The 15,597-nt window shown below is 66.1% G+C and carries 13 protein-coding genes and 1 riboswitch; of the genes, 9 read left to right on the top strand and 4 right to left on the bottom strand.

The genetic code is table 11. From position 1 onward, the window contains the following. Positions 1 to 221 precede the first annotated feature (221 nt). From E4L96_RS18755 to E4L96_RS18745, 3 genes are read right to left on the bottom strand one after another with little or no spacing between them, the layout of a single operon-like run. Positions 222 to 1,103, bottom strand: coding sequence for a DODA-type extradiol aromatic ring-opening family dioxygenase (locus E4L96_RS18755; protein WP_135208737.1), 882 nt, complete (start codon positions 1,101 to 1,103; stop codon positions 222 to 224). Positions 1,104 to 1,155: 52 nt separating this feature from the next. Next, positions 1,156 to 2,178 carry a hypothetical protein gene (locus E4L96_RS18750; protein WP_135208736.1) on the bottom strand — a complete coding sequence of 341 codons (1,023 nt, stop codon included), beginning with the start codon at positions 2,176 to 2,178 and terminating at the stop codon, positions 1,156 to 1,158. A gap of 2 nt (positions 2,179 to 2,180) precedes the next feature. Continuing rightward, positions 2,181 to 4,388 carry a M1 family metallopeptidase gene (locus E4L96_RS18745; RefSeq protein ID WP_135208735.1) on the bottom strand — a complete coding sequence of 736 codons (2,208 nt, stop codon included), beginning with the start codon at positions 4,386 to 4,388 and terminating at the stop codon, positions 2,181 to 2,183. Between the two features lie 85 nt (positions 4,389 to 4,473). After that, a riboswitch (cobalamin riboswitch) is annotated at positions 4,474 to 4,715 on the top strand. 83 nt (positions 4,716 to 4,798) lie between these two features. On the opposite strand from E4L96_RS18745, the gene E4L96_RS18740 reads away from it, so the two are divergent. From E4L96_RS18740 to E4L96_RS18715, 6 genes are all read left to right on the top strand, one after another. Further along, positions 4,799 to 6,778 carry a TonB-dependent receptor family protein gene (locus E4L96_RS18740; RefSeq protein ID WP_135208734.1) on the top strand — a complete coding sequence of 660 codons (1,980 nt, stop codon included), beginning with the start codon at positions 4,799 to 4,801 and terminating at the stop codon, positions 6,776 to 6,778. A gap of 14 nt (positions 6,779 to 6,792) precedes the next feature. Further along, a complete protein-coding gene (locus E4L96_RS18735) occupies positions 6,793 to 7,830 on the top strand; it encodes a FecCD family ABC transporter permease (protein ID WP_135208733.1) in 1,038 nt (345 codons plus the stop codon). Then, a complete protein-coding gene (locus E4L96_RS18730; protein WP_135208732.1) occupies positions 7,827 to 8,792 on the top strand; it encodes an ABC transporter ATP-binding protein in 966 nt (321 codons plus the stop codon). The genes E4L96_RS18735 and E4L96_RS18730 overlap by 4 nt, the downstream gene beginning before the upstream one ends. A gap of 1 nt (position 8,793) precedes the next feature. Beyond that, positions 8,794 to 9,645 carry a cobalamin-binding protein gene (locus E4L96_RS18725; RefSeq protein WP_135208731.1) on the top strand — a complete coding sequence of 284 codons (852 nt, stop codon included), beginning with the start codon at positions 8,794 to 8,796 and terminating at the stop codon, positions 9,643 to 9,645. A gap of 138 nt (positions 9,646 to 9,783) precedes the next feature. Further along, positions 9,784 to 10,452, top strand: a complete 669-nt coding sequence (locus tag E4L96_RS18720) for a thiol:disulfide interchange protein DsbA/DsbL (protein WP_135208730.1) — start codon at positions 9,784 to 9,786, stop codon at positions 10,450 to 10,452. Between the two features lie 15 nt (positions 10,453 to 10,467). After that, positions 10,468 to 10,773, top strand: coding sequence for a hypothetical protein (locus tag E4L96_RS18715; RefSeq protein WP_135208729.1), 306 nt, complete (start codon positions 10,468 to 10,470; stop codon positions 10,771 to 10,773). A 25-nt stretch (positions 10,774 to 10,798) separates the two neighbouring features. Here the strand turns inward: E4L96_RS18715 and E4L96_RS18710 are convergent, their stop codons facing one another. Then, positions 10,799 to 12,109: an ATP-binding protein gene (locus E4L96_RS18710; protein ID WP_135208728.1), complete on the bottom strand. Its 1,311-nt coding sequence runs from the start codon at positions 12,107 to 12,109 to the stop codon at positions 10,799 to 10,801. A gap of 231 nt (positions 12,110 to 12,340) precedes the next feature. Between E4L96_RS18710 and E4L96_RS18705 the strand changes: the two genes are divergently transcribed. The 3 genes from E4L96_RS18705 (at position 12,341) to E4L96_RS18695 (ending at position 15,265) form a co-directional block, all read left to right on the top strand. After that, positions 12,341 to 13,576: a hypothetical protein gene (locus E4L96_RS18705; RefSeq protein WP_135208727.1), complete on the top strand. Its 1,236-nt coding sequence runs from the start codon at positions 12,341 to 12,343 to the stop codon at positions 13,574 to 13,576. 108 nt (positions 13,577 to 13,684) lie between these two features. Continuing rightward, positions 13,685 to 14,542, top strand: a complete 858-nt coding sequence (locus tag E4L96_RS18700) for a MipA/OmpV family protein (protein WP_135208726.1) — start codon at positions 13,685 to 13,687, stop codon at positions 14,540 to 14,542. Positions 14,543 to 14,560: 18 nt separating this feature from the next. Then, the gene (locus tag E4L96_RS18695; RefSeq protein ID WP_135208725.1) at positions 14,561 to 15,265 is read left to right on the top strand and encodes a hypothetical protein; all 705 of its coding nucleotides are present in this window, start codon (positions 14,561 to 14,563) and stop codon (positions 15,263 to 15,265) included. Positions 15,266 to 15,597: the final 332 nt, after the last annotated feature.

The following is a 15,597-nucleotide window of genomic DNA, read 5'->3' as shown; positions in this document are numbered from 1 at the left end:
CCATCATCAAATGAGACCTTGGCAAACCGGGGGCGTCCATGTACGGGGTCAGGCCCCGCATTTTTCAAACGGTATCAGAACATTAACGCGTAAGCTGCTGATTTTGAAAAGAAAAATGAGGGTGGTGCCAGGGCTCGTCTATGAGGGGCACGCCTGACCCCGGTCGGGGGTGGGGCAGGCGGGCGGGGCAGGAAGGGGCGGGACGGGGGTAGCGCGGCGTGCTACTTGGCGCTGGGCTCAGGCTCGGCCGTGAGCTGCGGGGCGGGCGCGGCGTCTGCCACGGCTGGGGCGCCGAAGCGGAATGAGGAGACGGCGAGATTGCCGAAGAATTCGTCCTCGTGATAGACGCAGGCCGCCGCTTCTTGCTCGGCCGCGCCCAGCACCACGAATAGCGGCACCAGATGGTCTTCGCGCGGGTGCGCCATGCGCGCGGAGGGGGCGTCGCCCCAGTGCAGCAGGGCCTCCAGCCGCTCGTCCGGGGGCAGCTCGCGCAAGGTGTGATTGAGCCAGGCGTCGAATTCGTGCGAGGGCGTGCGGCCCACCGCGCCGAACATGCGCAGGTTGTGGTACGACAGGCCGCTCCCCAGAATCAGCACGCCTTCGTCGCGCAGCGGCGCCAGGGCGCGCCCGGCTTCGATGTGGGTCATGGCGTTGAAGCCGTGCTTCATCGACAGCTGCACCACAGGCACGTCAGCATCCGGAAACACGGGCGCGAGCATCGAGAAGGTGCCGTGGTCGAAGCCGCGGTGCGGGTCCAGCTCCGCGGTGTGCCCGGCGGCGGCCAGCAGTTCGGCCACGCGTGCGGCCAGCTCGGGGTCGCCCGGCGCCGGGTACTTGACCTGGTAAGTGTGCGCCGGGAAGCCGCCGTAGTCGTAGATCATCACCGGTGCGGCGCCGGAGGACACGGTGAACTCCTGCTCCTCCCAATGCCCGCTGACCACCAGCACCGCCTTCGGCTTGCCGCCGATCTGGCGCGGGATGTCGACGAGGGACGCTTCCAGCTTGTCGTACGTGTGGCCGTACTGCTCCTTCATGTACGGCCAGGGACCGCCTCCGTGGGAGACGAAATAAGTCGGAAGTTTGGCAGAGGGCGGCGCGGACATGGCAGGCTCCTTGAGTACTTGGAGACTACTATGCGCGCGCCGCGCCGCTTTATCAAGGCCGCGCCAGCTCCACCAGCGCGTACATGCGCGCGCAGCGCATCCAGGCGATGACCAGGGCGATCACCTGCGTGAGCAGCATGGCCAGCCAGAAGGCGCCCGCGCCGGCGCCATTCGCGTTCAGGCGGGCCACGCCGAGCAGCCCCACGATCAACAGCGCCGCGGCGGTGATGATCACCCAGCTGCCAATGGCCGCCACCGGCTGGCGCAGCACCAGCTTGAGCCCATCCCACCACGCCTTGAAGGGCGAGACGCGGCGGCGGTCCAGGGCCAGCACGGCGCGCCCGCCTTCCACGGTGGTGTGGAAGAAGGCCACCGCCAGCACGAACACCACCATCGCAAAGCGCGAGGCGCCCGCCGCGTCGGCCGGGGTGATGGCCTTGTCATTGATCTCCTCGGCCGCACCGCTGGCGATGCCGTACAGCGCCATGGCGATCCCCATCGGGATCAAAGCCCACAGCAGCATGTAGAACATGCGCGGATACTGTTGCAGGCCACCGGCCACCAGCTCGCGCCAGCGCAGCGGCTGCGGTGCGCGGGTGGCCGTGGCCACCATGCCGGAGAGCAGAGGGGAGAGCAGGAAGGTCACGATCAGCGCCAGGATCATCGACGTGGTGATCATGCCGTTCTGCGCCTTGAAGGCGATCTGCAGGTCGGCGATGGCGATGGCGTCCAGGCGCGCGGCCAGTTCGGAGGCGTGCACCGAGTTGTCGAAGGCGCCTTTCAGCGTGGTCCAGAACGGGACTGCGGCGATGGCGGTCGGGATCAGCATCAGCGCCACCCACAGCACCAGCAGGCGCCATTGCAGGGCGGCCTTCATGGCGCCCGCCGTGGCGCCGAAGCGCAGGGCGAAGCGGCGGCGTGGACGCGCGACGGTGGTCACGTGCTTCGCCTGGCGCGGCGCGGCGGCCGGTCCGCTGGCAGCTGCGGAAAGGGGAGCCTCGGCAGGCTGCGGTGCCGGCTCGGGTGGCAGTGCGGCTTGCGCGGGCGTGGTGTCGGTCGTTTGGTCGTAGCTCATGGTCACACCGTGGCGATGAAGGAGAAGAGAAGCTGGATGATGGCGGCGAATTCGCTGCCCCAGCGGCGCGAGGCACTGGTGTCGGCCTTCATGGTGTGGCTGTCATCGAGCTTGCTGACGTCCAGGTAGTGCAGGCGGTCCGGGTCCAGCTCCGCCGACACGGCCTTGGCGGGCTTCACCCAGGTGAACTTGGCCCACGCGCGGTCGTCGTTCCACACCACTTTTTCACTGCTGCCATCCGCGAACTTGACCAGCACCGTCTGCGGCACCGGCGCGCCGTAGCGGCGCAGCGTGACCGTGGTGCGGTACGGGTAAGGGCCGGTACCCGGCTTGGCATCCGGATGGGCCTTGTCCCAGGCCTTGCGGACTTCCTCGACCTTCTTGTCGACATCCTCCTGCTTGTCCTCGACCCACTTGCCGTCCTTGCCCACGCGGGTGCCGGTCAGCGGCAGCTCTTCCTCGCTGGTCAGCTTGGCCACGCGATCGTCGATCTTGGAGGTCTTGTAGATCTGGTTCGCGAACACCTGCTCGACGACGGCGCGCTGTCCGGTGCCTTCCGCCAGCGCTTCGCGCAGGTCGGCCACGCTCGGGTGGCGGAACTTCCAGCGGCGGTAGTACTCCTTGAAGCCGCGCTCCAGCGCATCCTTGCCGATGCGCGCTTCCAGGTCGCGCATGGTGGTGGCGGTGCGGGAGTAGATCGGGTTCATGCCCTGCAGGCGTTCGTAGGCGTTGTCGCCCACGTTGTCGGCCGGTTCGTCGCGCGGAGTGCCGGCGCGTTCGATGTCGAACGGTTTCATGGTGGGCGCAAAGCCGATCTTCTTGAGGAAGGGCGTGCTCAGGCCGACCGTCATGTTGGCCGCGCGGGCCATGCGGTTGTCCCAGTAGTCGTTCAGGCCTTCGTCCAGCATCGGCTCCTCGAATTCATTCGAGGCGAGGATGCCGTAGAAGTAGCCATGGCCGAATTCGTGGATGGTCACGAAGTCCAGCGCATACTGTGCCACCGTGCCCGGCTCGACTTTGTCGAAGCCCTCGGCCGTGATGAAGGTCGGGTACTCCATGCCGCCCGCTTCACCCGCGTTGTGCGGCGGGATCACCACTGTCAGCGTCTTGTACGGATAGGGGCCGAGCGTGTTGGAGAAGTAGGTCAGCGAATCCTTGGCGGCCTTCATGGCCGGGGCGGCGCTGGCCTCGAATTCGGGCGGGTACAGGACGGTGACTTTCACCTCGGGGCTGCCCGCGCCGGTCCAGGTGGAGACCATGGGCTTGGCGGTGCGCTTGTCCGCGGTCCACGCGAAATCGTGCACGTCGTGCTGCACGTAGCGGTGGGTCAGCAGGCCGTTCGCTTCCACCGGTGCGCCTTGCAGCTCGCCTGTGGCGCCGATGGTGTAGGTCTTGGGCGCGGTGATGCGCACGTCGTAGCTGCCGAAGTCCGCGTAGAACTCGGAGTCCTTGTGGAACTCGTGCACGTTCCAGCGCACCGCAGTGGCGCCACGCTCGCCCGGCAGTTCCAGCACGCCGATCTTGGGGAACCACTGTCCGACCAGATGGAAGCTGCCGAAGTAGCCGGTGCGCGCCATCACGCGCGGGAGCTGGTCGAAGAAAGCGATGTCCAGGGTGGTCGAGGCGCCCGCTGCCACGGGTGCCGGCAGGTCGAGCTTGACCACGGTGTGGTCGGTGGCCGGGCCGCCGTCCGGATGCACGAAAGACCACTCGACCTTGGCGCCGCCCTGGGTCACTGAGCGCAGTTCCTGGTGGCCCCATTCGCCTTCCTTGATCGCTACGCCGCTGCGGAAGCTCTTGCCGGAATGACGGAGTTCGCTCTGCCAGGTGCTGCCCTCGCCCTCGAACGCATTCAGGTACAGGTGCAGGTAGACGCTGCGCACCGGCTCCTGGCTGCGGTTGCGCCACGTGAGTTTCTGCTTGCCCTCGATAGTGTGCTTGTCCGGATCGAGCTTGGCCTCGATCTCGTACTGCACCACGCGGTCCGACAGCGTCGGTGCGCTGTCGCTGCGGATGCCGCCCCACGCGTCCGGTGCGCTCGGCGTGCTCACGGCGCCGGTGTGCGGGACCGCGAACGGGATGCCGGTGTCGGTGGCCGGCTGGGGGATGGGCGTGACGGTGACGGCGGCGTTTTGCGCCAGCAGCCCCGCGGTACACAGGACACCCGCCGCAAGGGCGAGGCTCCTGATGAGGGACTTACGAACGGCCATGGGGTCGGACTCCTCTTGTACTTATTGAAAGGTGCGGCCACTATAGCCAAGGCAGTAGCAAAAGGCTAATGCTTTTTTGGTCAGGTATAATGTCGCCCGTTCTGGTGCCCGCAGGTGTTCTCACATCTGCAGTTAAACGGGAAACACGATGCCGACGCGCTGCGCGCCAAGGCCAACGTGTGCTGCCCCCGCAACGGTAAACAAGCGCTGCAAAGATGTCGTTCAGACTTTGCAGCAGGCCGCTTCCACGACCACTGACCGTCACGATCAGGAAGGTGAAGCCGGCTCGCTTGGAGCCCGGATACCGGCCAGGACAGGGGAGTGGTGCATCCATGAGGCGCGCCATTCGTACCGCCCAACGGCCTGCGGGGACGCAGGCATCGGGCCTTGATCGAGACCACAACAACACCATGAGCTCTACCGCTTTGCCGCGCCTGTCGCTGCTCGCCACTGCCTTGTCCTTTGCTTTCGCCGCCCCCGCGCTGCACGCCCAGGACCTCACCTCCGCCGCATCGGGAGCCACCGTCGCATCGGTCACGGTGAGCGCCTCGCGCTTCCCGGACCAGCCGGGCGTCGGCGCCACCGTCATCACCGCCGATGAAATCCGCCGCGCCGGCGCGGCCAACGTCAACCAGGCCATTCGCAAGATCGGCGGCGTGTACGGCCGCCAGAGCCTCGATGGTTCGCCGGACTTCGCGCTGGACCTGCGCGGCTTTGGCTCCAACAGCTCCGAGAACGTGGTCGTGATGCTGGATGGCGTGCGCCTGTCCGAAAATGAACTGGGCGGCGCGGTGCTGTCGACCATTCCCATCGAGACCGTGGAGCGCATCGAGATCATTCGCGGCGGCGCGAGCGTGCTGTTTGGCGAAGGCGCCACCGGTGGCGTGATCCAGATCGTGACGAAGAAACCGACGACCAACGCGCAGCGGGGTTCGGTGTTCGCTGAGCTGGGGCAGTTCAAGTCGCGCGACCTGCGCGTGTCCGCAGCCAAGAGCTGGGATGGGTTTGCGCTGGATGCGTCGGTGGCGCACCAGGGCACCGATAACTACCGCCAGAACAACCACTTCCAGCAGAACGCCTTCAGTGGCGGCGCGCAGTGGGCCTATAACGGTGGGCGCTTTGGCCTGCGCATCGATTCGGCGCGTTCGGATTCGCGCCTTCCGGGGTCGCTGACCCAGGCGCAGTTCGAGGCCGATCCGCGCAAGAGCTTCACCTTGAACGATCATGGCTCGCTGGATGCGGACCGCCAGACGGCGTTCATCGAGCACCACATCGGCCAGCTGGAACTGGCGGCCGAGCTGTCGCACCGCGAGAAGACGGTCAAGTCGACCTACTTCTTCGACTTCGGTTCGGGACCGTTCGCGTCCAACGCGGCGTACGACAGCCGCCAGAACCAGTTCTCGCCGCGCTTGCGCTACGTGTCGCCGCTGCAGGGTATGCAGAACGAACTGGTGGCCGGTATCGACTGGATTCGCTGGAACCGCAAGACGGAGTCGGACTTCTCGAAGGCGGATGCGACCCAGACCTCGAAGGCGGTCTATGTGCGCGACGAGTTGCGTCTCGCAGGCGGGGCGCGCGTCTCCGCGGGCGCGCGCCACGAGACCTTCGACAAGGACTTCTCGGACCCGCTCAGCTTCTCGTTGCCCAAGCCGGAATCGAGCGGCCAGTCGCAGAACGCGTGGGAGCTGCAGGGCAGTTATCCGGTCCTGGCGAACGCCGAGGTGTATGCGAAGTTCGGCCAGAGCTACCGTGTGCCGAACGCGGACGAGAACAGCTTCCGCTCGTCGGTGCAGGTGCTGAAGATCCAGACCTCGCATGACATCGAGATCGGCGCTACGGTGGGCGACAGCAATGCGCAGGTGACGGCGCGCGTGTTCCGCCACAACCTGGAGAACGAGATCTTCTTTGATCCGACGCTCAATTTCGGGACCAACACCAACCTCGATCCGACGCGCCGCCAGGGCGTGGAGTTCGATGGCGAGATGCAGGTGGCGCAGGCGTGGCGCGTCAGCGGGCACGCACAGCATGTGAAAGCGACCTTCCGCGAAGGCGTCAACGCGGGCCGCGAGATGGTGCTGGTGCCGAAGAACGTGGTCACCGCGCGCCTGGCGTGGGTGCCAGGGGATGGGCAGACGGCGGACTTTGGGGCGCAGTGGGTGGATAGCCAGCGTTACGGCGACGACTTCAAGAACAGCTGCAGCGCGCGCATTCCGTCGTTCACCACCTTCGATGCGCGTTATGCACGCACCTTTGGCGCGTGGGAGTTCGCGGTGTCGGGGCAGAACCTGGCGGACAAGAAGTACTATTCGAATGCCTTCTCCTGCCGTGGCGGTATTTACCCGAGCGATGGGCGGCAGCTGAAGGTCTCGCTGCGGTACGACTTCAAGTAAGGTCTGTTTTGTCGATGGTCCTCGAACCCATGGCTGGCGTGCAGCGCCAGCGTCTGATCCTGATGGTGCTGGCGGCGTGCGCGCTGCTGGTGCTGCTGGGGTCTGTGCTCGTGGGTTCGGTGGCGCTGCCGTGGGCTGAGCTCCCGGCGGCGCTCAGCGACGTCTTGTCCGGGCAGGCGGGAAGCATGACGGCGACTCTGCTCGATCTGCGGCTGGGGCGTGCCGGGAGTGCGTTTGCGGTCGGGGCGGGGCTGTCGCTGGCGGGGGTGATGATGCAGTCGCTGCTGCGTAATCCGTTGGCCGATCCGTTTGTGCTGGGAGTCTCCAGTGGGGCCGCCGTCGGCGCGCTGGTGGCGCTGCTGCTGGGCGCGGCGCTGTGGATCGTGGATGCGGCGGCGCTGGCGGGCGCGGTTGGCATCTCGCTGCTGCTGTATCTTTTTGCGCGGCGGGATTTGTCCGGGCACTTGCAGCGGGAGGTCGCGGGGGATTCGTCGACGCTGCTGCTGACGGGGGTGATCCTGTCGTCGGCCTGCATGGCGGTGGTGACGCTGATTTTGTCCATCGCGCCGGAGTCGCGGTTGCGGGGGATGGTGTTCTGGATGATTGGCGACCTGTCGGCCACGGGGTGGCGGTGGTTGCCGTGGATTGCGCTGGTGGTGGTGCTGGCGCTGGTGCGCTCGCAGGCAAGGGCGCTCAATGTGATGGCGCTGCATGCCGATGCGGCGGTGACGCTGGGCGTCAATGTCGGTGGGCTGCGGCGGACCTTGTTTGTGTGTTCGGGGCTGCTGGCGGCGACGGCGGTCACCACGGCGGGGGCGATCGGCTTCGTCGGATTGATCGTGCCGCACGCCTGCCGCTATGCGTTCGGGCCGGACCATCGGGTGCTGCTGCCGGCGTCCGCACTGGCGGGCGGCGCGTTCCTGGTGCTGGCCGACACTTTGGCACGCACCGTGCTCGCGCCGCAGCAGCTGCCAGTTGGCGTGGTCACGTCGCTGGTCGGTGTCCCCGTCTTTCTTCTGCAGCTCCACCAGCTCCGGGTCCGCCGCCCATGAACCGCCGCGAAGACTCCCGCGATCCCGCTCCCGCCGCCGTGCAAGCGCCGCATACTGACGCGTCGCCCGGGCGCGCACTTCTTGCTGTGCGCGGGTTGGCGCTGAGCGCGGGCGGGGCGGGGCGGCACGATGCGGATCGCACGCTGGTGCGGGGCCTCGACTGGTCCGTCCGCGCCGGGGAGTGCTGGTGCATCATCGGCCGCAATGGCGCGGGCAAGAGCACGCTGCTGCGCGCGCTAGCCGGCGTCGGCACGCCGCAAGCTGGCGACATCCTCCTGCAAGACAAGCCGCTGCGCGACTGGCCGCTCCCCGCGCTGGCCCGCGAGCGCGCCTTCCTCGCGCAGTCGCGCAACGATGCCTTCTCCTACCGCGTCATCGACACCGTGCTGATGGCACGCCACCCCTACCACGCCAACAGCTACTGGGAAGACACCGACGACCACCGCATCGCCCACGACGCCCTGCGCCAGATGGACGTGCTGGACCTCGCCCAGCGCGACGTGCGCACGCTCTCCGGCGGTGAGCGCCAGCGGGTCGCCATCGCGGCACTGCTGGCACAGGACACGCCGCTCATGCTGCTTGATGAACCGGCGACCGCGCTCGATCTCGCGCACCAGGTCGCGGTCATGCGCCTGCTCTCACGCCTGGCGCGCGAGCAAGGCAAGTGCGTCATCATGGTCGGACATGACCTCAACCTCGCCGCAAGCGCCGCCACGCATGCGCTGCTGCTGATGGGTGACGGAAGCTGGCGCGCCGGTTCCGCCGACGAGGTCCTGGTGCCCGCACTGCTCACCGAATGCCTCGGCCACCCCATCGGCACCGTGCAATATGGCGCTGAGACTCGGCTCGGCGACCCGCGTGATGACGGCGGCCGCCCTGGCGACACCCGCGGTGACGACCGCCGCGGTACCGACCGCCGCGGTGACGACCGCCGCCGCATCTTCATCAATCTCGAGACCTGACATGAAGCTTTCCGCATTCATCATTGCCGGCGCGCTCGCCAGCGCCGCGCAGGCCGCCGTCACCGTCACGGACGACGCCGGCCGCACCGTCACCCTTCCGCGCGCCGCCCAGCGCGTGATCGCCTTCGCCCCCCACATCACCGAGCTGCTGTTCGCCGCCGGTGCCGGTGACCGCGTGGTCGGCGCCATGAACTTCAGCGACTACCCGGAAGCGGCCAAGAACATTCCCCTGATCGGTTCCAACAGCCAGATCGACCTCGAACGCGTGCTCGCCCTGAAGCCCGAGCTGTTGGTGGTCTGGCAAAGCGGGAACACCGCGCGCCAGCTGGAGCAGTTGACCCGCCTCGGCATCCCCATCTTCTACAGCGAACCCCGCTCGCTGGAGGACGTCGCCACCAACCTGGAACGCCTCGGCCAGCTGACCGGCACCGCCGCGCAAGCTGCGCAGGCCGCGCACAGCTACCGCGCGCAACTCGCGGACCTGCGCGCCAAATACGCCCAGCGCCCGCCTGTGAAAGTCTTCTACCAGGTCTGGGACAAGCCGGTCTACACCCTCAACGGCAAGCACATTGCCAGCGACGCCCTGCGCGTGTGCGGCGGTGTGAATGTCTTTGCCGGCCTGCGTGTATTGGCGCCGGAAGTGAGCACCGAAGCCGTCCTGCAGGCCAACCCCGAGGTCATGTTCGGTTCTGAGCTGAACGGCTGGAAGCAGTTCAAAACCCTCACCGCCGTCCAGCGCAATAACCTGTTTTCGTCCGAAGGCGAGCACCTGACCCGCGCCACGCCGCGCATCGCCGATGCCACCCGCGCCGTGTGCGAACAGCTGGAGCAGGCCCGCCAGAAGCGCCGTTGACCAAGCCAGTCACATGGCGTTACACCGCGTAAGCAATCGAAAAAGTCTTGGCGGATATGACGGCTTAATTCGATCATAAGCGGAAAAGTGGTAATCTCCCGTCGTTCGAATTTCGTTCATCTTCTCAGAAGGATCACTATGCGTTCTCTGCGCCTCGCCCTTGCAGCCGCCGGCATGCTGGCCGCCACCGCCTTTGCCTCGCCGACCGACCCGAAACTCGGCGTCGACTACGTCGCCATCGCCCGGCCGCAACCGACGGCCACGGCCGACAAGAAGGTCGAGGTGATCGAGTTCTTCATGTACCGCTGCCCGCACTGCGCCGCGCTGGAGCCGGAGCTGGAAGTTTTCGCCAAGAAGCAGGCCAATAACATCGTGCTGAAGCGCGTGCACTTCCCGTACGGCGGCCCGAACGATCCCGGCGCGCACCTGCACCTGACGCTGGAAGCGATGGGCAAGGCCGAGGAATATGCGCAGCGCGTGTTCGACGCGATCCACAAGCAGCACATCCGTCTGGACATGGATGAGCAGGCGATCTTCAAGTGGGTCGCCGCCAACGGCATCGACCAGGCCAAGTTCCGCGAGTACTGGAATTCGTTCACGGTCCAAACTAAACTGAAGCAGCTGAACCGGATCGTGGACAACTACAAGGTCGAGACGGCGCCGACCATCATCATCGATGGCCGCTATATGACGTCGCCGTCGGTGGTGGGCAACGCCAACCGCGAGCAGCGCGAGCCGGTGCTGATGAAGATGACCGCGCAGACGCTGGACAGCATCGTCACCAAGATCAAGGCCGAGAAAAAATAATCACCGAGGAGCCAGATGAGCGACACCAAAGAACATGGGATGATGAAGGCGTACGGCGGGTCTCTCCCCAATGAGGAGAACCTGTACGACACCACGCGTGTGAACCAGGTCGCGTGGACGCTGGTGGTCATCCTGATGGGCGTCGTGTTCTGGCTCTGCTTCGCCCTCGTGCATGCCGAGAATGAGCGCTTCGCGATGGAGAAGAGCATGTGCAAGGACCCGGCGTTCCCGACCCAGGTGGACACGCGCTGCCTGCCGACCGTGCACTCGCGCGACCACTGGTGGGAACATCTGTGGTACGCGGTGCGGCATGTGATCTGACGCTGTTCGCGTCAAGCCTTCCTGATTAGTCCTTCGCTGGCAGGCGCACCACCATGCGGGCGCCGCCCAGGCTTTCCGACGTTTCGATGTGCAGCGTGCCGCCGTGCAGGCGCACGGCTTTCTGCGCGATCGAGAGGCCCAGGCCGAAGCCGCCGGTGGCCCGGTCGCGGCTGCGGTCCAGCCGGTAGAACGGCTCGAAAATCTTCTCGCGTTCCTCTTCCGGGATGCCGGGGCCATTGTCTTCCACCACGATCTCCAGCTGCTGGCCTGCCCGTTGCGCGGACAGGGCGACGTGCCCGTTCGAGTACTTGACGGCGTTGCGCAGCAGGTTGTCGATGGCACGGCACAGCAGGCGTCTGTCGCATTCGATATCACCCAGCGCGGGTGATATGTTTTGCGACATCTGCTCAGGCGGTGGGGTGAGCCCATCGACCAGGCTGCGCAGCATGTCGTTGACCTCCACCGGCTCGGTGTGCAGCTCCTGTTTTGCGTCCAGCTTGCTCATGCTGAGCAGCTCGTTGACCAGGTCCTTGAGCTCGTTGAGGTCGCCTTCCATGGCGGTGATGCGCTTGTCCAGGGCCGGGTTGCCGGCGGCGTCGCGCAGTAGTTCCAAGGCGAATTCCAGCCGCGCGATCGGGGTACGGACCTCGTGCGAGACCGAATGCAGGAGATTGCGCTGGGCCTCCATCAGCCCCTGAATGCGGTCGGCCATGTGGTTAATGCGTTCCGCCAGCGGGTAGACCGCGTCGCGCCGGTGCAGGTGGGCGCGGGCGGACAGGTTGCCGCTGCCGAAGTCATCCGCCACGCGCGACAGCGATTGCAGCGCCTTCCAATGCGCGCGCGACCACAGCGCAATCGGGATCAGCAGGGCCAGCGCCACGATCACATAGCGCACCACTTCCATTTTCAGCGCGAAGCCTATGTCGATCGGCAAATCCTGGGCCAGGATGGCCTCCTCGTCACTGCCGACGTAGCGGTTGCCCTTGGTGTCCACGCGGCGGTAGAAGGCGCGCGCGACGGGATCGATGACGACCTCGCCGCGGTCCAGCTGCGCCCGGCGGGAGGCGGGCAGGGCGGCGCGGGCGGTGGCCAGCGGGATGATCTCGAAGTGCACGTCGGACACTTCCCGCACCTTGTTCAGGCGCGGCAGCCACTCGTCGGCCGGGGCCTGGTCCACGTATTGCTCGAGCACGAAGATCTGGGCGGCGGCCTGGCGGCGGGCGATGTCCTCCAGCGGATCACCGAACAGGCGGCTGATCGCGAAGTAGATCACGAAGGTCGCCGCGGTGATGGACAGCATCACCAGCACAAAAAACCGGAAAAACAGCCGATTCACGCCACTCTGCCTGAGGTGGCGGCGCGGTTGCGACGGTGTTTTGGCCCGAAGTGCATGCTTGCCGTGGAATTGTGTTTCTGGAAAGCAGCGATTGTAATGGAGCCAGCGCGCGCTGAACTCATCAATATTACAAAATTCCGACAAAAGCCTTACAAGTGGGGGCGGATTGCATGAAGTTATATCCCTATGATGGATCGGCATTGAGGGAACAACTTTGTGAGGACTTTCACCATGACACTGTTTGGCAAATTGTTGCGTGTGGCGCCTGTGAGCGCCGCCATCCTGCTCGCGGCGTGCGGCGGGGGCGGGGCAGGCGGCGTGACCACGACCGTGACGAGCGGCAGCAGCCAGCAGTTCGCGCCGGGCGAGCCGGCGCCGGGCAGCAAGCCGATCGTCCTGGCCGACTTCACGGCCGCCGTCCAGAACGCGGCCTGCGCCGGTGTGCGCAGCGACCTGTACGTGATCGACAACACCCATGTGCTGTGGGACCGCGCCGGCAACTGCGCCGACAATTCCTACGCCTTCACCCTGTACGGCAGCACCCCGCAGGACGTGCTGTGCACCCAGTCGGACAGCATCGCCGGCCCGCGCACCGAGTGCAAGGACAAGGCATCCCGCGAATTGTTCGACGGGCTGCTGAAAAACCTGGACAAGGCTGACCTCGGCCTGGGCGCCACCCACAAGGTCGAGAAGACCAGCCTGGTCAAGGCGCAGCCGCCGGGCGACGGCTTCGAGCCCCTGCTGCTGGACGGCTATTCCGCCATCGCCAAGCCGCGCACCGTCGTGGTCAAGGATGAGGCCGCCCTGACGGCCCTGCTGGCTGAGCACTACGGCAGCCGCCGTCCGGACCTGAACCTGCCGAAGGTCGACTTCACCCGCCAGATGGTGGTCGGCGTGTTCCTCGGCCTGCAGGACCGAGGTTGCCGGTATGCGGCCATCACCAAGGTCACCGCCGAGGGCCGCCAGCTGCGCGTGGACTACAACGGCGTCGACCTGATGACCTTTGCCGTGTGCACCGAAGCCCTGTCCTCGCCGGCCGCGCTGGCCATCGTCGACCGCACCGATGGTGCCGTGGAGTTCGTCAACGTGGCGCCGGAGCAGGTCAAGTTCAGCGTGGTGGACAGCACGAAGAATTCGGGCATCACCAAGGAGCAGAACGTGGTGATCCGCGACGAGGCGACCTTCTCGGCCATGTGGGCGATCCACAGCCCGGGCGCCGACATGCCGAAGATCGACTTCTCCCAGAACATGGTGCTGGCCGCCTTCCACGGCAGCGGGATGTCGTGCTCGGGCGTGGCGATCTCCCACGTGGAGCGGGTCGGTAAGGCGCTGAATGTGAATGTCATCAAGACGGAGCCGGGTCCGACGGTGCTGTGCGCCGCCACGGTGGCGACGCCGGCCTACCTGGTCCAGGTGCCGCGGACCGACGATCCGGTCAATTTCCGCACCATCACCACGCTGCTGTGAACGGCCGCGTCGCGGGGTGGTGCCCGGCACCGCCTCATGCTTTTTAGAAAGGGAGGGGGCGATGCCGGTAGAATGGCAGTCTGCCCCCGAACTCTTTGCTAGCGAAACATGCTCAAGTATTCCGTTCTCCTGCTGGCCGGTCTGAGTGGCGCTGCCGCCGCCCAGACGCCGACCATCAACCCGATGCCTGATGGCAGCCGCGACATGTATGTCGGGCTGGGGGCCGTCTCGGCCCCGCGCTGGGATGGGGCCAGCGAGCGGAAAACCTCGGTCCTGCCGGTGGTGCAGTTCGAATTCAGCAACGGGATCTTCCTGAGCGGCATGACGGCCGGCTGGCACCTGTCGGACGGGCCGGTGGCCGAGTACGGGCCGCTGCTGTCGCTGTATCCGGGGCGCACCCAGTCCGGGCGCGACGCCGGCGTCGGCCACGTGACCACGGCGGGCAGCTCGGGGCTGATTCCGGGTACGGTTCCGGTCGGCGTGCCATTGGGCGCCAGCCGCCTGTACGGCATGCACGACATCGACCGGCGCGTGGAGGCGGGCGGCTTCTTCAACTACTACCTGGCGCCGCAAGTGCGGCTGGCCAACACCGTGCTGGTTGGCTCCGGCCGGGACCGTAACGGCCTGCGCTACACGCTGGACCTGCAGCGCGTGGCCACGGATGCCGCCGAGCACCACCGGATTGCAGCCGCGGTCGGGTTCACTCTTGTGAACCGGCAGTACAACACAACTTATTTCGGGGTGACGGCCGAAGAGTCGCGCAACAGCCTGAATGCCGAGTGGCATCCGGGCGGCGGGCTGCGCGACGTGCACGCGAGCGTGCGCTGGAACTGGATGTTCACCCCGTCGTGGATGCTCACCTCGCAGGTCCAGGTGGCGCGCCTGCAGGGCGACGCCAAGCGGAGCCCGCTGGTGGAGCGGCCGGCCAACGTGTCCGTCTCGACGGCACTGGCATATCGATTCTGATTGGAGCAGTAGAGGGACATGCGTTTTTCGGGACACATATCGCTGTTGTGCGCGATGCTGCTGGCGGCAGGGTCCGCCACAGCCCAGGCGCGCGAGGGCGACTGGGTGTCCTACCGGGACGCCTACCGGGCCATGGTCGTGTTCGAGAAATACGGCAAGCCCAAGCAGTTCCTGCAGAGCACCTACCAGGTCATCCCCAAGGACAAGACGGCCCCGACCGAGGGCCTGAAGCTGACCCTGAACGGCAAGAGCACCCAGCTGAACCTGCCGCTGGATGCGGCCGGGCGCACCGTGTTCCCGCTGCTCAAGGCGGCGTATGACGAGAACGCCGAGCTGACCCTGAACCACAACGTGGCGCAGTACCAGTTCCGCCAGCGCATCTCGATCGTCACGCGCGCAGACGGCGTCTACGAAGCGGCCGACCTGCGCGCCGCCTGCGAGCAGGCGCTGGCTTACGAGCGCTACGTGCACCCGTCGATCGTGAGCGGCAAGAAATGCGCCGGGGTGCGTTTCGTCTACCCGCGCAAGGGTATCGACCCGACCGTCCACGTCCGCGTGGGCGAGCGCGACAGCACACTACCCGTGAACGAAGGCTCGGCCTTTGCCGACAACGACGGCGGCAGCACCTTCCGCGTGGTCGCCTACCGCTTTGCCGACTGGCCCGCCACGGGCCGGGTGGTGACCGAAGACGGTCCGCTGCTCATCTCGGCCGTATTCGAATAGACAACTTCCGTTGCTACAAATTCACGACAATTCCCCGACAAAGCTCGGAGGATTTCCCGGCACCAACTCCGTACCATACTCCTATTGAATCGGTTTTCCGTTTGACCCGCGATCCTGCCAGAACGCGGGTTTTTTTTCGTCTTGATCCACCCCAACCCCGGGGTCAGGCACCGGGTTCATAGACAAGCCCTGGCACCTCCCAGATCTTCTCCTTAAAAATCAAGCTGTTGGGCGTTGATGTTCTACCATGAACAAAAAACACCGAGGCCTGACCCCATACATGGACGCCCCCGGTTTGCCAAGGTCTCATTTGATGATGGCGGTGGAAGGAT

The organism is Zemynaea arenosa (assembly GCF_004614185.1).
Lineage (GTDB): Bacteria > Pseudomonadota > Gammaproteobacteria > Burkholderiales > Burkholderiaceae_D > Telluria > Telluria arenosa.
The sequence above is the reverse complement of the archived record's forward strand: the minus strand, read 5'-3'. Positions and strand labels throughout refer to the sequence as shown.

What these genes read in the sequence shown, in the direction of transcription:
- E4L96_RS18755 (WP_135208737.1), bottom strand. Translation starts at nt 1,103, where the DNA reads ATGTCCGCGCCGCCCTCTGCCAAACTTCCGACTTATTTCGTCTCCCAC.
- E4L96_RS18750 (WP_135208736.1), bottom strand. Translation starts at nt 2,178, where the DNA reads ATGAGCTACGACCAAACGACCGACACCACGCCCGCGCAAGCCGCACTG.
- E4L96_RS18745 (WP_135208735.1), bottom strand. Translation starts at nt 4,388, where the DNA reads ATGGCCGTTCGTAAGTCCCTCATCAGGAGCCTCGCCCTTGCGGCGGGT.
- E4L96_RS18740 (WP_135208734.1), top strand. Translation starts at nt 4,799, where the DNA reads ATGAGCTCTACCGCTTTGCCGCGCCTGTCGCTGCTCGCCACTGCCTTG.
- E4L96_RS18735 (WP_135208733.1), top strand. Translation starts at nt 6,793, where the DNA reads ATGGTCCTCGAACCCATGGCTGGCGTGCAGCGCCAGCGTCTGATCCTG.
- E4L96_RS18730 (WP_135208732.1), top strand. Translation starts at nt 7,827, where the DNA reads ATGAACCGCCGCGAAGACTCCCGCGATCCCGCTCCCGCCGCCGTGCAA.
- E4L96_RS18725 (WP_135208731.1), top strand. Translation starts at nt 8,794, where the DNA reads ATGAAGCTTTCCGCATTCATCATTGCCGGCGCGCTCGCCAGCGCCGCG.
- E4L96_RS18720 (WP_135208730.1), top strand. Translation starts at nt 9,784, where the DNA reads ATGCGTTCTCTGCGCCTCGCCCTTGCAGCCGCCGGCATGCTGGCCGCC.
- E4L96_RS18715 (WP_135208729.1), top strand. Translation starts at nt 10,468, where the DNA reads ATGAGCGACACCAAAGAACATGGGATGATGAAGGCGTACGGCGGGTCT.
- E4L96_RS18705 (WP_135208727.1), top strand. Translation starts at nt 12,341, where the DNA reads ATGACACTGTTTGGCAAATTGTTGCGTGTGGCGCCTGTGAGCGCCGCC.
- E4L96_RS18700 (WP_135208726.1), top strand. Translation starts at nt 13,685, where the DNA reads ATGCTCAAGTATTCCGTTCTCCTGCTGGCCGGTCTGAGTGGCGCTGCC.
- E4L96_RS18695 (WP_135208725.1), top strand. Translation starts at nt 14,561, where the DNA reads ATGCGTTTTTCGGGACACATATCGCTGTTGTGCGCGATGCTGCTGGCG.